13 protein-coding genes and 2 pseudogenes are annotated in these 15950 nt (G+C 37.8%); 11 read left to right on the top strand and 4 right to left on the bottom strand.

Annotation, left to right across the window (positions count from 1 at the left end; genetic code table 11):
* Window positions 1-128 precede the first annotated feature (128 nt).
* Both MKY30_RS03365 and MKY30_RS03360 read left to right on the top strand, forming a co-directional pair.
* The gene (locus MKY30_RS03365) at window positions 129-506 is read left to right on the top strand and encodes a RidA family protein (protein WP_147212730.1); all 378 of its coding nucleotides are present in this window, start codon (window positions 129-131) and stop codon (window positions 504-506) included.
* Between the two features lie 11 nt (window positions 507-517).
* A pseudogene (locus MKY30_RS03360) lies at window positions 518-1674 on the top strand (iron-containing alcohol dehydrogenase).
* 43 nt (window positions 1675-1717) lie between these two features.
* On the opposite strand, the gene MKY30_RS03355 reads toward MKY30_RS03360, so the two are convergent.
* Window positions 1718-1963 carry a YuzB family protein gene (locus MKY30_RS03355; RefSeq protein ID WP_077602350.1) on the bottom strand — a complete coding sequence of 82 codons (246 nt, stop codon included), beginning with the start codon at window positions 1961-1963 and terminating at the stop codon, window positions 1718-1720.
* A gap of 76 nt (window positions 1964-2039) precedes the next feature.
* Window positions 2040-3248, bottom strand: a complete 1209-nt coding sequence (locus MKY30_RS03350) for an MFS transporter (RefSeq protein ID WP_341085587.1) — start codon at window positions 3246-3248, stop codon at window positions 2040-2042.
* Window positions 3249-4494: 1246 nt separating this feature from the next.
* Between MKY30_RS03350 and MKY30_RS03345 the strand changes: the two genes are divergently transcribed.
* A complete protein-coding gene (locus tag MKY30_RS03345) occupies window positions 4495-5376 on the top strand; it encodes a DUF1002 domain-containing protein (protein WP_341082833.1) in 882 nt (293 codons plus the stop codon).
* A gap of 256 nt (window positions 5377-5632) precedes the next feature.
* Window positions 5633-6466 carry a 3D domain-containing protein gene (locus MKY30_RS03340; RefSeq protein ID WP_339283374.1) on the top strand — a complete coding sequence of 278 codons (834 nt, stop codon included), beginning with the start codon at window positions 5633-5635 and terminating at the stop codon, window positions 6464-6466.
* A gap of 223 nt (window positions 6467-6689) precedes the next feature.
* On the opposite strand, the gene MKY30_RS03335 is transcribed toward MKY30_RS03340, so the two are convergent.
* Window positions 6690-6827 (bottom strand): hypothetical protein, encoded by a 138-nt coding sequence (locus MKY30_RS03335; protein WP_186813724.1) that lies wholly within the window; start codon window positions 6825-6827, stop codon window positions 6690-6692.
* Window positions 6828-7025: 198 nt separating this feature from the next.
* Between MKY30_RS03335 and MKY30_RS03330 the strand changes: the two genes are divergently transcribed.
* From MKY30_RS03330 to MKY30_RS03300, 7 genes are all read left to right on the top strand, one after another.
* Window positions 7026-8216 carry a glycine C-acetyltransferase gene (locus MKY30_RS03330; protein ID WP_339283372.1) on the top strand — a complete coding sequence of 397 codons (1191 nt, stop codon included), beginning with the start codon at window positions 7026-7028 and terminating at the stop codon, window positions 8214-8216.
* Window positions 8217-8324: 108 nt separating this feature from the next.
* Window positions 8325-9275 carry an NAD-dependent epimerase/dehydratase family protein gene (locus MKY30_RS03325; RefSeq protein WP_147212336.1) on the top strand — a complete coding sequence of 317 codons (951 nt, stop codon included), beginning with the start codon at window positions 8325-8327 and terminating at the stop codon, window positions 9273-9275.
* Window positions 9276-9606: 331 nt separating this feature from the next.
* The gene (locus MKY30_RS03320) at window positions 9607-10188 is read left to right on the top strand and encodes a TetR/AcrR family transcriptional regulator (protein ID WP_339283369.1); all 582 of its coding nucleotides are present in this window, start codon (window positions 9607-9609) and stop codon (window positions 10186-10188) included.
* Window positions 10189-11466: a cytosine permease gene (locus MKY30_RS03315; RefSeq protein ID WP_341082831.1), complete on the top strand. Its 1278-nt coding sequence runs from the start codon at window positions 10189-10191 to the stop codon at window positions 11464-11466.
* A gap of 8 nt (window positions 11467-11474) precedes the next feature.
* Window positions 11475-12566, top strand: a complete 1092-nt coding sequence (locus tag MKY30_RS03310; RefSeq protein ID WP_147212333.1) for a DUF917 domain-containing protein — start codon at window positions 11475-11477, stop codon at window positions 12564-12566.
* On the top strand, window positions 12563-14107 hold the full coding sequence (locus tag MKY30_RS03305) for a hydantoinase/oxoprolinase N-terminal domain-containing protein (protein WP_156985185.1): 1545 nt from the start codon (window positions 12563-12565) through the stop codon (window positions 14105-14107). Before MKY30_RS03310 ends, MKY30_RS03305 begins: the two co-directional genes overlap by 4 nt.
* Before the next feature lie 191 nt (window positions 14108-14298).
* Window positions 14299-14820, top strand: a complete 522-nt coding sequence (locus MKY30_RS03300; RefSeq protein WP_339283362.1) for a hypothetical protein — start codon at window positions 14299-14301, stop codon at window positions 14818-14820.
* Window positions 14821-14825: 5 nt separating this feature from the next.
* Here MKY30_RS03300 and MKY30_RS03295 read toward each other — a convergent pair.
* Window positions 14826-15900 (bottom strand): annotated as a pseudogene (locus tag MKY30_RS03295) (helix-turn-helix transcriptional regulator).
* Window positions 15901-15950 lie beyond the last annotated feature (50 nt).

Here is a 15950-nt window from a genome sequence, read left to right as displayed (position 1 = left end):
ATACAAAGATGTTGTCATATCTTTTTTATGTATGAAAAAGGTTATTTTGCCGATTCGAGTTTTTGAGTAATTAACTGATGATTATGACAACAACATGTATTAAAAAAGAGAGTGGAGGATGATTTTTTATGAAAGCTATTCAGACAAACAACGCACCAGCAGCAATTGGACCGTATTCTCAAGCAATTGAGGCAGGAGATTTTCTTTATATTTCAGGACAAATTCCGATTGATCCGGCAACAGGTGAAGTAGTAGAAGGAATTGAAGCTCAGACAAAACAGGTATTAGCAAATTTACAGGCTATTTTAAAAGAGGCAGATTTAAGCTTTGCCAATGCTGTGAAATTTACTATTTTCTTAAATTCAATGGAAGATTTCGCAACCGTAAATGAAATCTATGGTGCTGCACTGGAGGAGCCATACCCGGCCCGTGCTTGTGTAGAAGTAAGCCGTTTGCCGAAGGATGTTCTCGTAGAAATGGATATTGTTGCATACCGTAAAGCATAAGGAGAGATTATATGGAGAATTTTATCTATCACAATCCAACAAAACTCATCTTTGGAAAAGGTCAGATAGAGAAGCTGTCTGGTGAAATTCAGCCTTATGGAAGCCGTATCCTGATTGTATATGGCGGCGGAAGTATTAAAAAGAACGGCATCTATGACCGTGTATTGGAAGAATTGGAAAAAATCAATGCGGAGGTTTTTGAACTGTCCGGGGTAGAACCCAATCCTAGAGTTTCTACTGTACGTGAGGGCGTCCGTATCTGTCGTGAGCAGAAGATTGAGTTTATTTTAGCTGTAGGCGGAGGCAGTACGATTGACTGTACGAAAGCAATTGCTGTCGGTGCTGTCACAGATGCAGATATGTGGGATGTTGTGACGAAAAAAGAAAAGCCTGCTGGCGAACAATACTAACTTTAGCAGCTACGGGCTCCGAGATGAATTCAGGTTCAGTTATTACAAATTGGGAAACCAATGAAAAGCATGGGTGGGGCTCTCCCTATACTTATCCGAAGTTTTCTATTTTAGATCCTGTGCATACCTTCTCTGTGCCGCATGACCAAACAATTTATGGCTTAGTGGACATGATGTCACATGTTTTAGAGCATTATTTTCATCATGAAGAAAATACACCAATTCAAGACAGATGGTGCGAAGGTATTTTGTTAACATTAATTGACGTGGCGCCAAAGCTGTTAGCAGACCCTGAAAATTATGCTTACAGGTCTACAGCGATGCTTGGCGGAACGCTCGCTTTAAATAATATGTTGAATTTAGGCTATCGCGGTGATTGGGCTACGCATAATTTAGAACATGCTGTATCGGCTGTTCATGATATTCCGCATGGCGGTGGTCTGGCTATTCTGTTTCCTAATTGGATGAAGCATGTGTTAGACGAGAGTAATGTTGATAGATTTAAACAATTGGCAGTCCGTGTCTTTGACGTGGATACAAGAGGGAAATCAGATAAAGTAGTTGCCTTGGAAGGGATTGACTGCTTGCGCGAATTCTGGAATGAGCTTGGTGCGCCGTCCAGATTGGCAGACTATAATATAGATAAATCAACGGTGGAAGAAATGGCAGAGAAAACCGTTACAGCGAATTCGACATTTGGTAACTATCGGTCTTTAACAAAAAAAGACTCACTGGAAATTTTCGAAGCAAGTCTGTGATTTCCCGGGAAATATTGTCGAAATATACAAAAAGAGCTTGCAGTTATTCATAAACTGCAAGCTCTTCTTTAATTTGCAAACGTATTTTATCAAGACATTCTTCCGGTGTCTTTCCAAATACACGTTTATTATTTACTAAGGCATATGGACGTACAGCACATAGGCCACAGAATGACAAGCATTCGTTCATTAGAACCGCGACCTCAGGGAATTCTTTCTCTAAGATGGATTCAATATCTATAGTAGTGATGGCATTTCCGTCACATATTTCGATGACAACGATACCCATTGCTATCACTTTCTTTCTATAATAATTAACCTTGCTTTGTTAGTTTTAGCATAATTATAGAAACAAATCAATATTTTTACCTGGAGGAGAAAGAATGTGAATGGGATCGTTTTGTATTTGGCTCATGCTCATAACGTAACCAGGCTATAAGCATAATAAAACCACACAGAATAAGCAGCAGTCCTGTTGTTAAAAAGACAGAAGAAAATCCCCATGTAGCTGCAATTGTGCCGCCAAGCATCGGCCCGATAATATTACCGAAAAAGCGTAAACTTGTATCGTAGCCAAGCACTTCTCCTTGCGTAGACAGAGGTGCTTCCTTGCGAATATAGGCTACGCGGATTGGAATAATACCGCCTAGGAATAGACCAAGTAAGAACCGTAAAACGACCAATTGCCAAATATCTGTTATAAACATGCCTGGCAGATAAACCAACCCGGATGCAAATAGCATTATAATCAATACTTTTGTATAACCATGGTTATCTCCAATCATTCCCCAGCGTCTGGTCATCATTAGATTTCCAACTCCTGTTGCTGAGAAAGCAATACCTGCAAAGAATGCCAGATTGACTGGACCATGAATTTCTTCAACAAATAGTGACAGGATTGGCTGGACGCTAAAGTGCGCTATCTGCACAAGAGCAGACATCAATAAAACAATCAATAAGATTGGTTTTTTAAGAATATACTGCAGGACTTCTTTTCTTGAGTAATTCTTTGTGTCTTCTTCTTTTGAAAATTTAACCTGCATTTCTTTAACTCCGAATATGACGAGCAATCCGGATATAAAGATAGTTACCGCCACCCATTTAAAGGTGCTGGAATACCCAAACGCATCAGCAAGTGCTCCGCCAAGCAACGGCCCCATCAAAGAGCCTGTAATCGTTCCTGTCTGCAGGGTTCCTAACACTCTTCCTGCGACTTCTTTTGGCGTTTGGGTTGCAATAAATGCCTGAGACATAGGAATAAACCCAGTTACAATTCCCATTAAAAAACGTAAAATAAATAATTGCCATACTGTTGTTGCAAATCCCATTAAAAATACCGAAATTCCAATTCCCAACGCCGACATAACCATCAGGCGTTTTCTTCCAAAGCGGTCGCCGACTCTTCCCCAAATCGGTGCAAAGATAAATGCACTGATGAAAGTAACGGCAAAGGTTAACCCTGACCATGTTTGTACATAGGAAGCTGAAAAGTTACCCATTGACTGAATGTACAAGGAAATAAAAGGTACAACCATTGTCATGCTTCCGCTAATAAAGAAATTAGCAAGCCACATAATCACCAAGTTCCGTTTTACTCCTGGATGTGTATTAATAACGTTCAAACCTTCTTTCTAGCTTTTTGCATTAACTGCAGATTCATATATATTTATTCAGAATGGTATAAGCGCACGAGTACATATGAAAAAGGCATAAGTGCCAATGACCCATACCTTCCCTGAAACAATCTGCAGTCGTCCGTTTAAGTTTTGTGAATTCGTTGCGTTATTACCATTTGTAGAATTCCCGTCTTTATAAAACGGGGGATACGAAAATCCCGTAATCGTATCTTTATTTATTTCGCTACTCCAAATATACACAAACACGAACTAAATGAAAAGTTATCTGCTCAAAAACATTAATTTAATTATAACTCAACTTTCGTACCTGATAATAAACATCTATACCTTACCATGCCAGGATAATCATGTTTTTCATTATCCTGCATGCATTTTGTTACTTTTTGATTGAATGAAGATTGTGTATAGCGCCGCTCCGACCAACCACTCCGCTTTCCATGGGGACGGCTTCAGCTAACTTGAAAAGAAACCCGCTTTTCAAGTGGATCTTCAGCTCGCCCTGTTCCCATAGGAGTCTACGTGGTTGGTCTGCGCTCAGTCATGCTTCTACAGCGAATGAAAGAATTCATATTCTGATGGAGTTGGATGAAATAATCGATTTTTGCTTGATGAAAAGATCATTTCAGTGTTTCAAATGGTTGACTTGACTAGGCAATTTAAATGATAAAACAGCATGGGATAGTAAATATCAGGAATAGCTTTTATGAACAGAAAGTAATCATGACTGGACATTTTATATGTACCACAAAAAAGATATTCTTTACTGATTTAAATTCTATTTGCTCAGTTGTATTAAACAGTATAGAACCCCCTTCCAGCGGTGGCCTTACACGTTACCCTATTTCTAGCTAGAGTTTATGCTTTGTCAAGAGATAGGTGTAAGGAACGATCAACACATGTCTCAATGATAAGCAAGTTATTATTTTAGGTGCGAAAGTTGAGTTTAAAAATAAAAAAAGAACTGTTTTACGAGAAAACAGAAAGGGTACTGTTAATGATAAAAAGAGAAATGAGAAAGCAGTAATTTTATTTTCCACATTTACATTTAACCTATGGAGTAAATTAATTGTTTAAAAACATGTAATCATTTTTTCTACAGGGTATAATAAATGATGATAGTTGCTCTGCAACAAATATCAAAAGTAAGAGCGGGAAGCCCTTACGAAGAAAAGGAGTAAACAAAATGAATAAAAGGTTAGTATCGGTGTTGAAATATGGTGCGCTAAGCTTTATCTTATTTTTTAGCATTTTATTGCCAGTTTCAGCAACTTCTAATACTACAATTATCTATGGAGAAAAGCTTAACGACAGCCAGCGTGCACAGGTAAGAGAAATATTGGATATCTCAGACAATGCCACTTATGAAGAACATGACGTTACAGGCCAGGATTATGCTGATTTTATAAATGGAAACCCAGATTCAAATATGTACTCTTCTGCAAGAATTACTTTGGAGTCAGATGGCAGTGGACTGGAAGTAAATATCTTAACACCAGATAATATAACAGAGGTAACAAAAGAAATGTATATGAATGCTTTGCTGACAGCCGGAGCAGAAAATGTAACGGTGGATGTTGTATCGCCTGTAAGGGTATCTGGCCACTCTGCATTGACAGGAATTTATAAAGCTTATGATGTAGAAGGAGTAGAATTAGATAAAGATCGGATGGAGCTGGCGAATGATGAGTTAGAAGTGGCAACGGATTTAGCTGACAATGATGGTGTAAGTGATGAAGATGTAAGTACACTTTTAACAGAAATTAAGAAAATGATTGCTGAACAGGATCCAGTTACAAAAGAAGAAGTAGAGCAAATCGTTAATGAGCAGTTGAACAATTTGGATATTAAGCTTAATGACGCTGATCGGCAGATGCTTATTGATTTAGTAAATAGAATGAGAGATTTAGACATTGACTTTGGATCAATGAAGGAACAATTAGAGGATATTACAAACAACCTTGTCGAAAGAGCAGAAGATTTAGGTTTAGACCAAGGATTTTGGGAGAAGGTAGCGAAGTTCTTTAGTGATATTTTCCGTGCTATTTCAAACTTCTTTAGCAGCTAATTAAATACTGGCAAGCGTTTGAAGGAGAGTTCTCTATAAAAAGAGAGCTCTTTTTTATTATTACAGAAGCCTCCGTTTGACGTGGTTTTGTCACAAAACAAGTAGTACTGTCCGCTTCTATAACAGAATTGTTACAAATGTAATAGTAAACGAGCATTATGTAATCATTGTAATTCACACTTAACCGTCCTGTAACTGTATTCTCTTGAATCCTGTGGTAGGATAGTGATTGTGAAAAAACAAAGGAGGTTATCAGATGAGAAAACTCGTAGCAGCGTTATCTGCTGGAATTATTATTACTAGTGCAGCTGCAACAACAGTTTCCGCTGAAGAAAATGAACATAAGGTCGAATCAGGAGAAAGCTTATGGAAGATTGCCGATCAATATGATACTAGCGTACAAAACTTACTTGATATAAATAGTCTTACAACAACGGTTATTCATCCAGAAGATGTTATCTATATAAGTCAACCAGATGAAGATGGTGAAGAATCTTCATTATACACAGTTGAAAAAGGTGATACACTTTCAGACATCTCTAAAAAATTCGGTGTATCCGTGAAAGATATAAAAGAATGGAATAAACTTTCGTCAGACATCATTGTTATTGGTGCTGAGTTATCAATTAATGGAGCAACTGCTGAAGCTGCAGAACCAGCTACAGAAGAAGTTGCAGAAGAGAGTGCGTCAGCTGAAGAAGAAAGCGAACCTGCACAAGAAGAATCTGCTGTTGAGCAAACTTCAAATGAAGAATCAGCTTCTGAATCAGAAGAACAATCTTCAAATGAGTCTCCACAGGGACAAACTATTTCTGTAGAAGCAACTGCATACACTGCAGGATGTAATGGATGTTCTGGAGTTACTGCAACAGGAGTAGATTTAAATGCAGATCCAAATGCAAAAGTTATTGCTGTAGATCCAAGCGTTATTCCACTGGGAAGTAAAGTATACGTAGAAGGTTATGGTTATGCAACAGCTGCTGATACCGGCGGTGCAATCCAAGGAAACAAAATTGATCTTCACGTACCAACAAAAGAAGAAGCATTGAGCTTTGGAAGACAGCAAGTTAACGTAACAATCGTTGAATAAAATCCCCTTAAAATAGATAGCATAAAAAATAGCTTAAGAGTCTCATAGACTCTTAAGCTATTTTTTTAATAACTAATAAAAAAAGGTATCATACTTTTTATATTAAGAAGCAGGACACCTTGTGATATCAGTTATTTCAGCTATTTGTTATGCAGATTGCTTTTTAAACATCCTCTTAAACACATACGCTTTTATCTATATTCAATAATTGCCTGATTGTTCCTTAGTTGTGGATTTCTGTAGAAGTGGAAGCCGGATTTTGTTCGATTTCTTCATTATTATCGCTGTGAGCATTTGAATAACCAAAAGCGCCGACTGCGGCAATGACAAAAATGAACAAAGTAAGTAGAACCTTTCGCATGTTTCTTTTCAACCCTCCATCATAAGCTTGAATAATAATCAACTATCTTAGTATAGGCTAAAGTACACATCTTGGCTAGCAGGAAAAACATTAATTTTTATACATGTTCGTTAATTCTGTAAATGGTTGGATTGGAATACTATTATGTTATACTTGTAAGGGATTACATTTAAGATGATTTAGAGGAGGGTGATGTGTATGACAAGCCGGAATTTAGACCAGTTTTTGGACACAAATATTGCTGATTTAAAGGAAAACGGTCTGTATAACGAAATTGATACAGTGGAAGGTGCAAATGGTCCTGAAATTCTGATTAAAGGGAAAAAGTTAATCAATCTTTCTTCCAATAACTATTTAGGTCTGGCAACGCATCCGGAATTGAAGAATGTGGCAAAACGGGCAATTGATTCACACGGTGTTGGAGCTGGAGCAGTCCGTACGATTAATGGAACACTGGATTTGCATATTGAATTGGAAAAAAGAATTGCTGCATTTAAAGGTACAGAAGCAGCCATCGCTTATCAATCCGGTTTTAACTGTAATATGGCGGCAATTTCAGCAGTCATGGATAAAAACGATGCTATTCTTTCAGATTCTTTAAACCATGCTTCTATTATTGATGGCTGCCGTTTATCTAAAGCAAAAATTATCCGATTTGAGCATTCCGATATGGATGACCTGCGTGCTAAAGCGAGAGAAGCGACAGAGTCAGGAACATACAATAAAGTGATGGTAATCACAGATGGTGTTTTCTCAATGGACGGGGATATTGCTAAGCTGCCTGAGATTGTAGAGATTGCCGAAGAATTTGACTTGATTACCTATGTGGATGATGCACATGGCTCTGGAGTAACAGGATCCGGTGCTGGTACCGTAAAACATTTTGGACTACAGGATAAAGTTGATTTTCAAATGGGGACTTTGTCTAAGGCGATCGGTGTTATCGGCGGTTATGTTGCAGGAAAACAGGCGCTGATTGATTGGCTGAAAGTCCGCTCCCGTCCATTCCTGTTCTCTACAGCCGTATCTCCGGCAGATGCGACAGCGAGCACGAGAGCGATTGAAATTCTAATGGAAAGCACAGAATTGAACGAGAAGCTTTGGGAGAACGGGAATTACTTGAAAAAAGGATTAAAAGAACTGGGCTTTGATATTGGAGAGAGTGAGACTCCAATTACACCTTGTATTATTGGTGATGAGAAGCAGGCGCAGACATTTAGTAAGAGGTTGTATGAAGAAGGAGTATACGCGAAAGCAATTGTATTCCCGACAGTTCCAAGAGGTACTGGGCGTGTCCGTAATATGCCGACAGCAGCACATACGAAAGAGATGCTGGATCATGCAATTGGTATCTATGAAAAAATCGGTAAAGAAATGAAACTTATTTAAAGAAGATGTTCAAAAAGTCATCAATGATTTGGCAGGATATTAATCTGCTGCTTTTAATTTGAATACTTTTTGAACATGTACTAAAAAAAGTAAGAGGAGTTTTCCGAGATGAAAAAAATTTTAGTGACCGGTGCATTAGGACAAATCGGGTCAGAATTAACGGAGAAGCTTCGCAGTACATACGGTGAAGACAATATCATTGCTTCTGATATCCGGAGACCTGAAAATCCGTCAGGAATATTTGAAGAAATTGATGTAACCAAGGAAAAAGAAATATATGAGATTTCTAAAAAATATAATGTAGATACGATCATCCATTTAGCGGCACTCCTATCAGCGAAGGCAGAGGCTTTTCCAAAAGTAGCCTGGGAAATTAATATGGGCGGATTGGTAAATGCTTTAGAAGCGGCTAAGCAATTAGATTTAAAATTCTTTACACCAAGCTCTATTGGAGCATTTGGGCCAAGTACGCCCAAGGATAATACACCTCAGGATACCTTACAGCGGCCAACAACGATGTATGGGGTGAATAAGGTAGCAGGAGAGCTTCTATGTGATTATTATTTTTCCAGATTCGGAGTAGATACCAGAGGAGTCCGTTTTCCCGGTTTGATTTCTTATGTAACCGCTCCTGGAGGCGGTACCACAGATTATGCAGTAGAAGTTTATTATGAAGCAATTCGGAAAGGTGCTTATACTTCCTATATTGCACAAGGCACGCATATGGATATGATGTATATGCCGGATGCTTTAAATGCAATTATTCAGCTGATGGAAGCAAATCCTGATCGGTTAAAGCATCGCAATGCATTCAACATTACAGCGGTATCTGCAGCACCGGAACACTTTGCATCGTCAATCCGCAAGCAGATTCCGAATTTTGAAATGGGTTATCAGGTCGATCCAGTCAGGCAGGGAATTGCAGAGAGCTGGCCGGATTCTATTAATGCAGATGCTGCTAAAGAAGAATGGGGATTTGAAGCGGCATATGATATTGATAATATGACGGTAGATATGCTGGAGAAGATTCGTGAAAAATTAAAGAAAGATAGTGCTTGAAAGGATAAAATCATTCGAGCTTTTTAAGGAAAACCGGACTTATATATAAATATTTTACAGCACCTCTCAACATTTGGGAGGTGTTTTTATAATGAACAGAATTCCGAACTGATTTTTCCATTTTTATCTAGTGATTCACAATGCAAAAATATAAGGGTGTGAGTATAATTATACATTCTGTAATAAAAGAATATATACTAAAAAGAGTTATAAACAAGTTTAGTAAGCGCTGTATTCTGAAAAACTACATGTAACTCCCAAAAAAATATACTTGAAAATGTATATTTAATCATTTATAATCTAACCTAACAATCATTAGGTGGTGAGTTTTTTGACTAAAGAAAAGATTTTAAAAGCTGCTATTAATCAATATTCGCTCTACAATTATCATGGCGCGACTATGAAGAAGATTGCAGATGAAGTAAATATCAAGCCGGCGTCCATTTATTTTTTTTATAAAAATAAAGAAGAGCTTTTCTTAGCTGCATTCAAATGGATACTGGAATCGCATTTTAATTATATTCGGAATATTGCGGGAGAAGTTATTGAGCAGCCAATACTAAATATTTATAAGACTATTATTCGGAAAACTGTTGCTTATCATAGTGAGAGACAGAACGAAACAAATGCTTATATTTCATTAGTTAACTCACCTCCTGCAGAGATTAAACCATTCTTGCACCATCATATGCAGCGTTTTGACAGCTGGATGGAGCAGATATTGACAGAACAAATGCAAAAAGAATACCCAAATATATCCGAGGAAAAAATAATAAAGATAACCAAACAATTTCTCATTATAATGGATGGGATATTCTGGGAAATAAATCTTTATGAAAAAGAAGAACTGGAAAGACAAATTGAATATGCAATAAATATCATTGAATGTTTATTGAGAGAGGAAGTTAAATAAATGAACAACGATTTCGCGAGAGAGCCCGTACCACAAGAAGAGAGAAAACATTGGTTTACGATTTCGTTAGTGTGGATAGCAGTAGGAATTGATTTATCCGCCGTTATTTTCGGTGTTGAATTAGGAAGCGGAATGGCATTTGGGGATGCGCTGATTTCTGTTTTAATTGGTTCGGGGATACTCGGAGTTCTGGCAGCTTTTTGTGCTTATGTAGGAACTGCAACCGGGTTCTCTACCTCGATGATTTCCAGATTTACCTTCGGAGTTTCCGGTGCAAAGTTTGTATCCTTTTTTATGGCAGTTGCTTTATTAGGCTGGTTTGGCGTACAAACAGGATTTTTTGCTGAGAATGCGTCAGCGATATTTCAACATTCATTTCATATAAATGTGCCCTTACCGTTATTGGCTGCACTTGGAGGAATATTAATGACTTCGACAGCTATTTACGGATATAAAGCAATTGAAAAGCTGAGTGCATGGGCAGTGCCATTATTGTTAATTCTCATTTTCCTAACGATTGGACTGGCAGTTAATAAGTATGGAACAGAAGCATTAAGCGCCCCGGTTGAGAACATTTTTACAATGGGGATGGCGATTTCGTTAGCTATCAGTGTATTTATTACTGGAGCGGTTATTTCCCCGGACATTTCACGATGGGCAAAGACAAAGAAGGATGCTATTTTAGCTTCTTTTATCGGTTTCTTTGTAGGGAACAGTTTTATGATTATTGTTTCCATGATTCTATCAAGAATTATGGATGAAGACAGCCTGACAACAATTATGATTATGGTCGGCTTAGGAGTTCCGGGAATACTTGTATTAATTTTGGCACAATGGACAACCAATACTAGCAATGCTTATTCATCAGGGTTAAGCTTTGCGGTCATTTTCACCAAAGTGAATAAAGGGCTGCTGACATTAATCGCAGGAATTTTAGGAACATTGTTGGCAGTACTTGGAATTTATGATAATTTTATTAACTTCTTAACGATTATGTCGATGTTTATCACGCCAATCGCAGGGGTTTATACAGCATCCTATTATTTCGGGAAGCAAAAATACTTCACAATAGCTGTAGGACAGGATAGAAATTTCAAGCTGCTGCCATTGCTTGCATGGTTTTTAGGAGCTGCGGTGAATTGGATGACCTCTCCTGGACCAACAGGACTGGAACTGTTCAATTTTACGACAATACCGGCACTGGACAGCTTTATTGTTGCCTTTATTGCCCAACTTATATTTATTGTAATTATGAAAGCTAACGAACAGAAAGGATGATAAATTGCATGAAATGGTTAAATGAAGAAGATATTCAGCATATTGCAACAGGAGCTGCTGTGTTAGGAACTGGCGGCGGAGGAGATCCTTATATCGGAAAAATGCTGGCTTTATCTTCCATAAAACAATATGGGCCAGTAAAAATGATTACAGTAGAAGAGCTGGAGGAAGATCATTTTGTTCTTCCTGTTTCTGGAATGGGTTCTCCAAGTGTGTTAGTCGAGAAAATTCCTTCCTTCGATCAGCTGAAAGCTCCACTGGAAGCATATGAAGAGGCGGTGGGCAAAAAAGTCGACGTCGTGATGCCTATTGAGATAGGCGGGGTTAATTCCTTGATTCCCGTTGCCGTCGCGGCGATGAAAGGAATTCCTATTTTAGATGGGGATGCAATGGGAAGGGCTTTCCCAGAAGCACAAATGGTAACCTTCCATTTAGACGGGTTAAAGCCGGAGCTGGTTACACTGGGAGATGAAAAATCAAATGTTGTTTCTATTAAACCAGCAGATGGTATCTGGAGTGAAAAAATATCAAGGCAGATTACCATTGTAATGGGAGGATCATCCATTGTATGTGACTATGGAATCAGTGGCAAACAGGCCAAAGAGAGTGTTATTCCAGATACCTTAACCTTAGCACAACAGATTGGTGCACTATTGACAAATGAACGGACAGCAAAAGTTCATCCAATCGTACAAATGCTGGAGAAACTGAACGGACATAAATTATTTAAAGGAAAAGCAATCCAAATTGAACGGAAGATTCAAGGTGGATTTACACGTGGAAGGGCAACTTTTGAAGGATCGGATGAGAATAAGGAAAGTACCTGCCAATTATTTTTCCAAAATGAACATCTGCTGGCAGAGGTAAACGGGAAACCTGTAGCTATTACACCAGATTTAATCGCAGTACTGGATGAGGAAACAGGAATGCCGATTACCACAGAAGGTTTAAAATATGGCGCCCGCGTTGTAGTTGTTGCTTTTCCTGCTCATGAGAAATGGAGAACAGCTATTGGCATTGAAACAGCAGGACCAAAATACTTCAAGTATGACTATGATTACGTCCCGCTTGAAACGCTGGTAAAGGAGGCTGACCAATGATCAGATTAGGAATCGATGTAGGTGGAACAAATACAGATGGTGTAATTCTTAGTGCAGATAATGAAATTTTAGCAAGCACTAAATCGACTACTACAAAAGATATATTCTCCGGTATTAAACAAACCTTAAATAAACTGATGGAAGAATCAAAATTAGATGCTGAAAAAATAGATGTGGCAACACTCGGGACAACACATTGTACCAATGCTATTGTTGAAAGAAAAGGATTGAATCGTGTCGGTATTATCCGCATTTGCCTGCCGTCAGGGTCAGCAGTTACACCATTATTAGATTGGCCGCAGGATCTAGTTGATCAGCTGGACCCGGTGATGTTTTTAATTCATGGTGGCTATGAATATAATGGGGAACCAATTGCTGCTTTAGAAGAAAATGAATTACAGAATGTGGTGGAGAAACTAAAAGGAGAAGTAGATTCCATCGCTATTACAAGTGTATTTTCTCCAGTTCAAAATAAACAAGAAAAATATGTTGCTGAATATTTAAGCAAAGCAATGCCTGAAATTCCAATTTCCATTTCAAGTGAAATTGGCTCTGTCGGTTTAATTGAACGGGAAAACGCAACGATTTTGAACGCAGCGTTAATGAGTACTATTCGCCACGTATCAGAAGGCTTCCAGCAAGCCCTGGGGCAAGAGGGAATTCAGGCAAAAATCTTTCTTGGACAAAATGACGGAACACTGATGACGAATGAATATGCACAGAAATACCCGATTTATACCATTGCCTGTGGCCCTACCAATTCTATTCGGGGCGCAGCTCATTTAACCAATGAACCAAATGCGATTGTTGTTGATATTGGCGGGACGACAACGGATATCGGTGTTCTGGCTAACAGTTTTCCACGTCAAACTTCCCTGGCCGTTGAAGTAGGAGGAGTACGCACTAATTATCGGATGCCTGATATTTATTCTGTTGGGTTTGGCGGAGGAACGAGAATACATCAAAAAGATGAAGGCTGGAAAGTTGGTCCGGATAGTGTAGGCTATCGTCTCATGGAAGAAGCAAAATCGTTTGGCGGAGAGACATTAACTGCAACCGATATTGCAATTGCCAAGGGCCAGGTCCGTTTTGGAGAGGCAAATATTGATTCATTCAAAGACCTCCCTATTGAAGATATTTATGAAATAATGACACATGTTGTAGAAGAAGCGATTGACCGGATGAAAACCAATAGTGAAGATGCAACTGTAGTTTTAGTCGGCGGAGGAGCAGCACTTATGCCGGAAGCTCTCAAAGGAGCCAGTAAAGTAATCCGTCCTGCTCATGCCGGTGTAGCGAACGCAATTGGAGCAGCTCTTGGTGATATCAGCGGTACAGTGGAACGAATTTATTTACTGGAGAATGAAAGCTATGAAACCATTATGGAGAATGCGAAAGCGGAAGCAGTGAAAAATGCTGTTGCAGCAGGTGCAGATCCGGATCAGATTCAAATTATTCAATTAGAAGACTTCCCGTTAGCTTATTTACCGGGACAAGCATTGCTTGTTAAAGTAAAGGTAGCAGGTCCTCTTAAAATATAAGACACCGTCAAATCCGGGAGATTAATTGATTCAGAAGATTTCAGGACCATAAGAAATCCATTTATTAAGATGGGGTTCTTATGGTCTTTTTAGATAATCTTAAAATAGAGGTCAAATTCTAATAAATCGGTACAGTATTCATCCTGTATAAAATATAATAGTTAGTCCAATATAAAAAAGGGAGGTGCACAATGAAAAAGATAGTATTAATCATTGCCGTTACAATTATTTCTTTCAGTTGTTTTGCGATTAATACTTTGGCTGAAGAAGATGACTTTACATCTAAAAAACCAATGACTGAAGAAGAAGTTTATAAGACAATGGGATATTCAAAAGATATAAATAAAATTATAAACATATTTGAAGAAAAATTTGATACAAAGATAATGCTGCCTAAAGAAATGCCCTTTGAAGTGAAAAATAAATTTGCCAAAATTGATGAACAAAATAATTTAGATATCCACTATAAAGGAAAATATAAAAAAGATAATTTTCAATTTATCGTTAATCCGGAATCACCGCGGGATGTAGAAAGCAACTACAAATTAAAAAGCGGAGAAGATGTTTATATAGAAAAAATAAAATCAGAGATTTCTTCCCCTATAATTGAACTTGTTTATAAGCAGGAGAAATTAGAATATATATTATATTTAAGAGCTAACGGTAAATACGACAAAGAGTCGTTAATTAATATTGCTGAGTCTTTAGAATAATATCGTTATATTTTGTTAATCAGCTCCAGATATTGCGTATCTCCATATCCGATTGTTGGGAAGCGGATAAATAGCCTTTGGAGTAATTCAGATGTCGGCAGGTCAGTGTGTTTAGAAATATATTTTACTACTTCATTATCTTCATCTGACATATCCAGATAAAGATTAATTGCCTGGTACATGACTGGAAACTGCTTTACAGAGGTCTTTCTGTGATGAATAAATACATCTTTTGTAGGCAGAGGTATATTCACTTAATTCAAGCTTTGTTTGCTGAACTTTGAATTCATCCTCTCTGAAGCTATTTAAAAATACATTTCCCTGGTATTCGGTCTGTTTAAGAAAAGCAAGCAGGGTAAGGAGATTCATTTGACAAAACATATCTTCACCAAACCATAAAACGATATATTTATGTTCTTTATTAAAAAGATAATCCAATGGATGAATCACTTTTTGTATATAGTTTTCAGTAGATTCTCCATGTCTGGCAGCACGTGTATGAATAAAGTGTTTATCAAAAACCTTCTCTGTAACAGGATGTACACACATCGCCTCATTGAATAAAGCATAATCAGCTTCTCCCATTAATTTATTTTCTTTAAATTCCTCGTACAGTATTTGGAAGTTTAAGATATGAAGCACATTATGATCAAAGAGTTCACGATTCTCATTTTGTAACTTTTCAATCTCTAATTTTCTGGAAATATTCATTCTGTACCATCCCCCATCTTTATCAGTAGTGAGTTTAATAAATGATTGAACAGGATGCTTATGGAGCTGATATTGTCTCGGGGTAATACCGAAAACAGCTTTAAACGCCCGGCTTTATGCCTCTTGGGAAGAGTAGTAATAGTCAAAAGCAATATCAATAATCCTTCTGTTAGTTTTCAAATCTTCCGTAGATAAATATAACCTTCTAAGAAGTGTATAGCGTCTAATGCTGATTCCAGTGGTCTGATGGAACTTAAAAGAACAATAATAAGGGGAATAACCTATATAGTCAGCCAGTTCATCTAATGAAAAAGCTGACTGCAGACGGTATTCTAGCCAATCAACCATAAGCTGGATATCTTCATTCATTTATCTCCCTCCTGGATTAAAGTATAAGAGGTTTTTATTTTTATTATTTG

Origin of the sequence: Oceanobacillus sp. FSL W8-0428 (assembly GCF_038004405.1) — a bacterium.
GTDB lineage: Bacteria > Bacillota > Bacilli > Bacillales > Amphibacillaceae > Oceanobacillus > Oceanobacillus sojae.
This window is presented reverse-complemented; position numbering and strand designations above follow the sequence as displayed.

Excerpts from the sequence above, each read along its gene's own strand:
- MKY30_RS03300 (WP_339283362.1), top strand. The coding sequence starts at position 14,299 with ATGAAAAAGATAGTATTAATCATTGCCGTTACAATTATTTCTTTCAGT.
- MKY30_RS03315 (WP_341082831.1), top strand. The coding sequence starts at position 10,189 with ATGAACAACGATTTCGCGAGAGAGCCCGTACCACAAGAAGAGAGAAAA.
- MKY30_RS03305 (WP_156985185.1), top strand. The coding sequence starts at position 12,563 with ATGATCAGATTAGGAATCGATGTAGGTGGAACAAATACAGATGGTGTA.
- MKY30_RS03355 (WP_077602350.1), bottom strand. The coding sequence starts at position 1,963 with ATGGGTATCGTTGTCATCGAAATATGTGACGGAAATGCCATCACTACT.
- MKY30_RS03340 (WP_339283374.1), top strand. The coding sequence starts at position 5,633 with ATGAGAAAACTCGTAGCAGCGTTATCTGCTGGAATTATTATTACTAGT.
- MKY30_RS03365 (WP_147212730.1), top strand. The coding sequence starts at position 129 with ATGAAAGCTATTCAGACAAACAACGCACCAGCAGCAATTGGACCGTAT.
- MKY30_RS03335 (WP_186813724.1), bottom strand. The coding sequence starts at position 6,827 with ATGCGAAAGGTTCTACTTACTTTGTTCATTTTTGTCATTGCCGCAGTC.
- MKY30_RS03330 (WP_339283372.1), top strand. The coding sequence starts at position 7,026 with ATGACAAGCCGGAATTTAGACCAGTTTTTGGACACAAATATTGCTGAT.
- MKY30_RS03350 (WP_341085587.1), bottom strand. The coding sequence starts at position 3,248 with ATGTGGCTTGCTAATTTCTTTATTAGCGGAAGCATGACAATGGTTGTA.
- MKY30_RS03310 (WP_147212333.1), top strand. The coding sequence starts at position 11,475 with ATGAAATGGTTAAATGAAGAAGATATTCAGCATATTGCAACAGGAGCT.
- MKY30_RS03345 (WP_341082833.1), top strand. The coding sequence starts at position 4,495 with ATGAATAAAAGGTTAGTATCGGTGTTGAAATATGGTGCGCTAAGCTTT.
- MKY30_RS03325 (WP_147212336.1), top strand. The coding sequence starts at position 8,325 with ATGAAAAAAATTTTAGTGACCGGTGCATTAGGACAAATCGGGTCAGAA.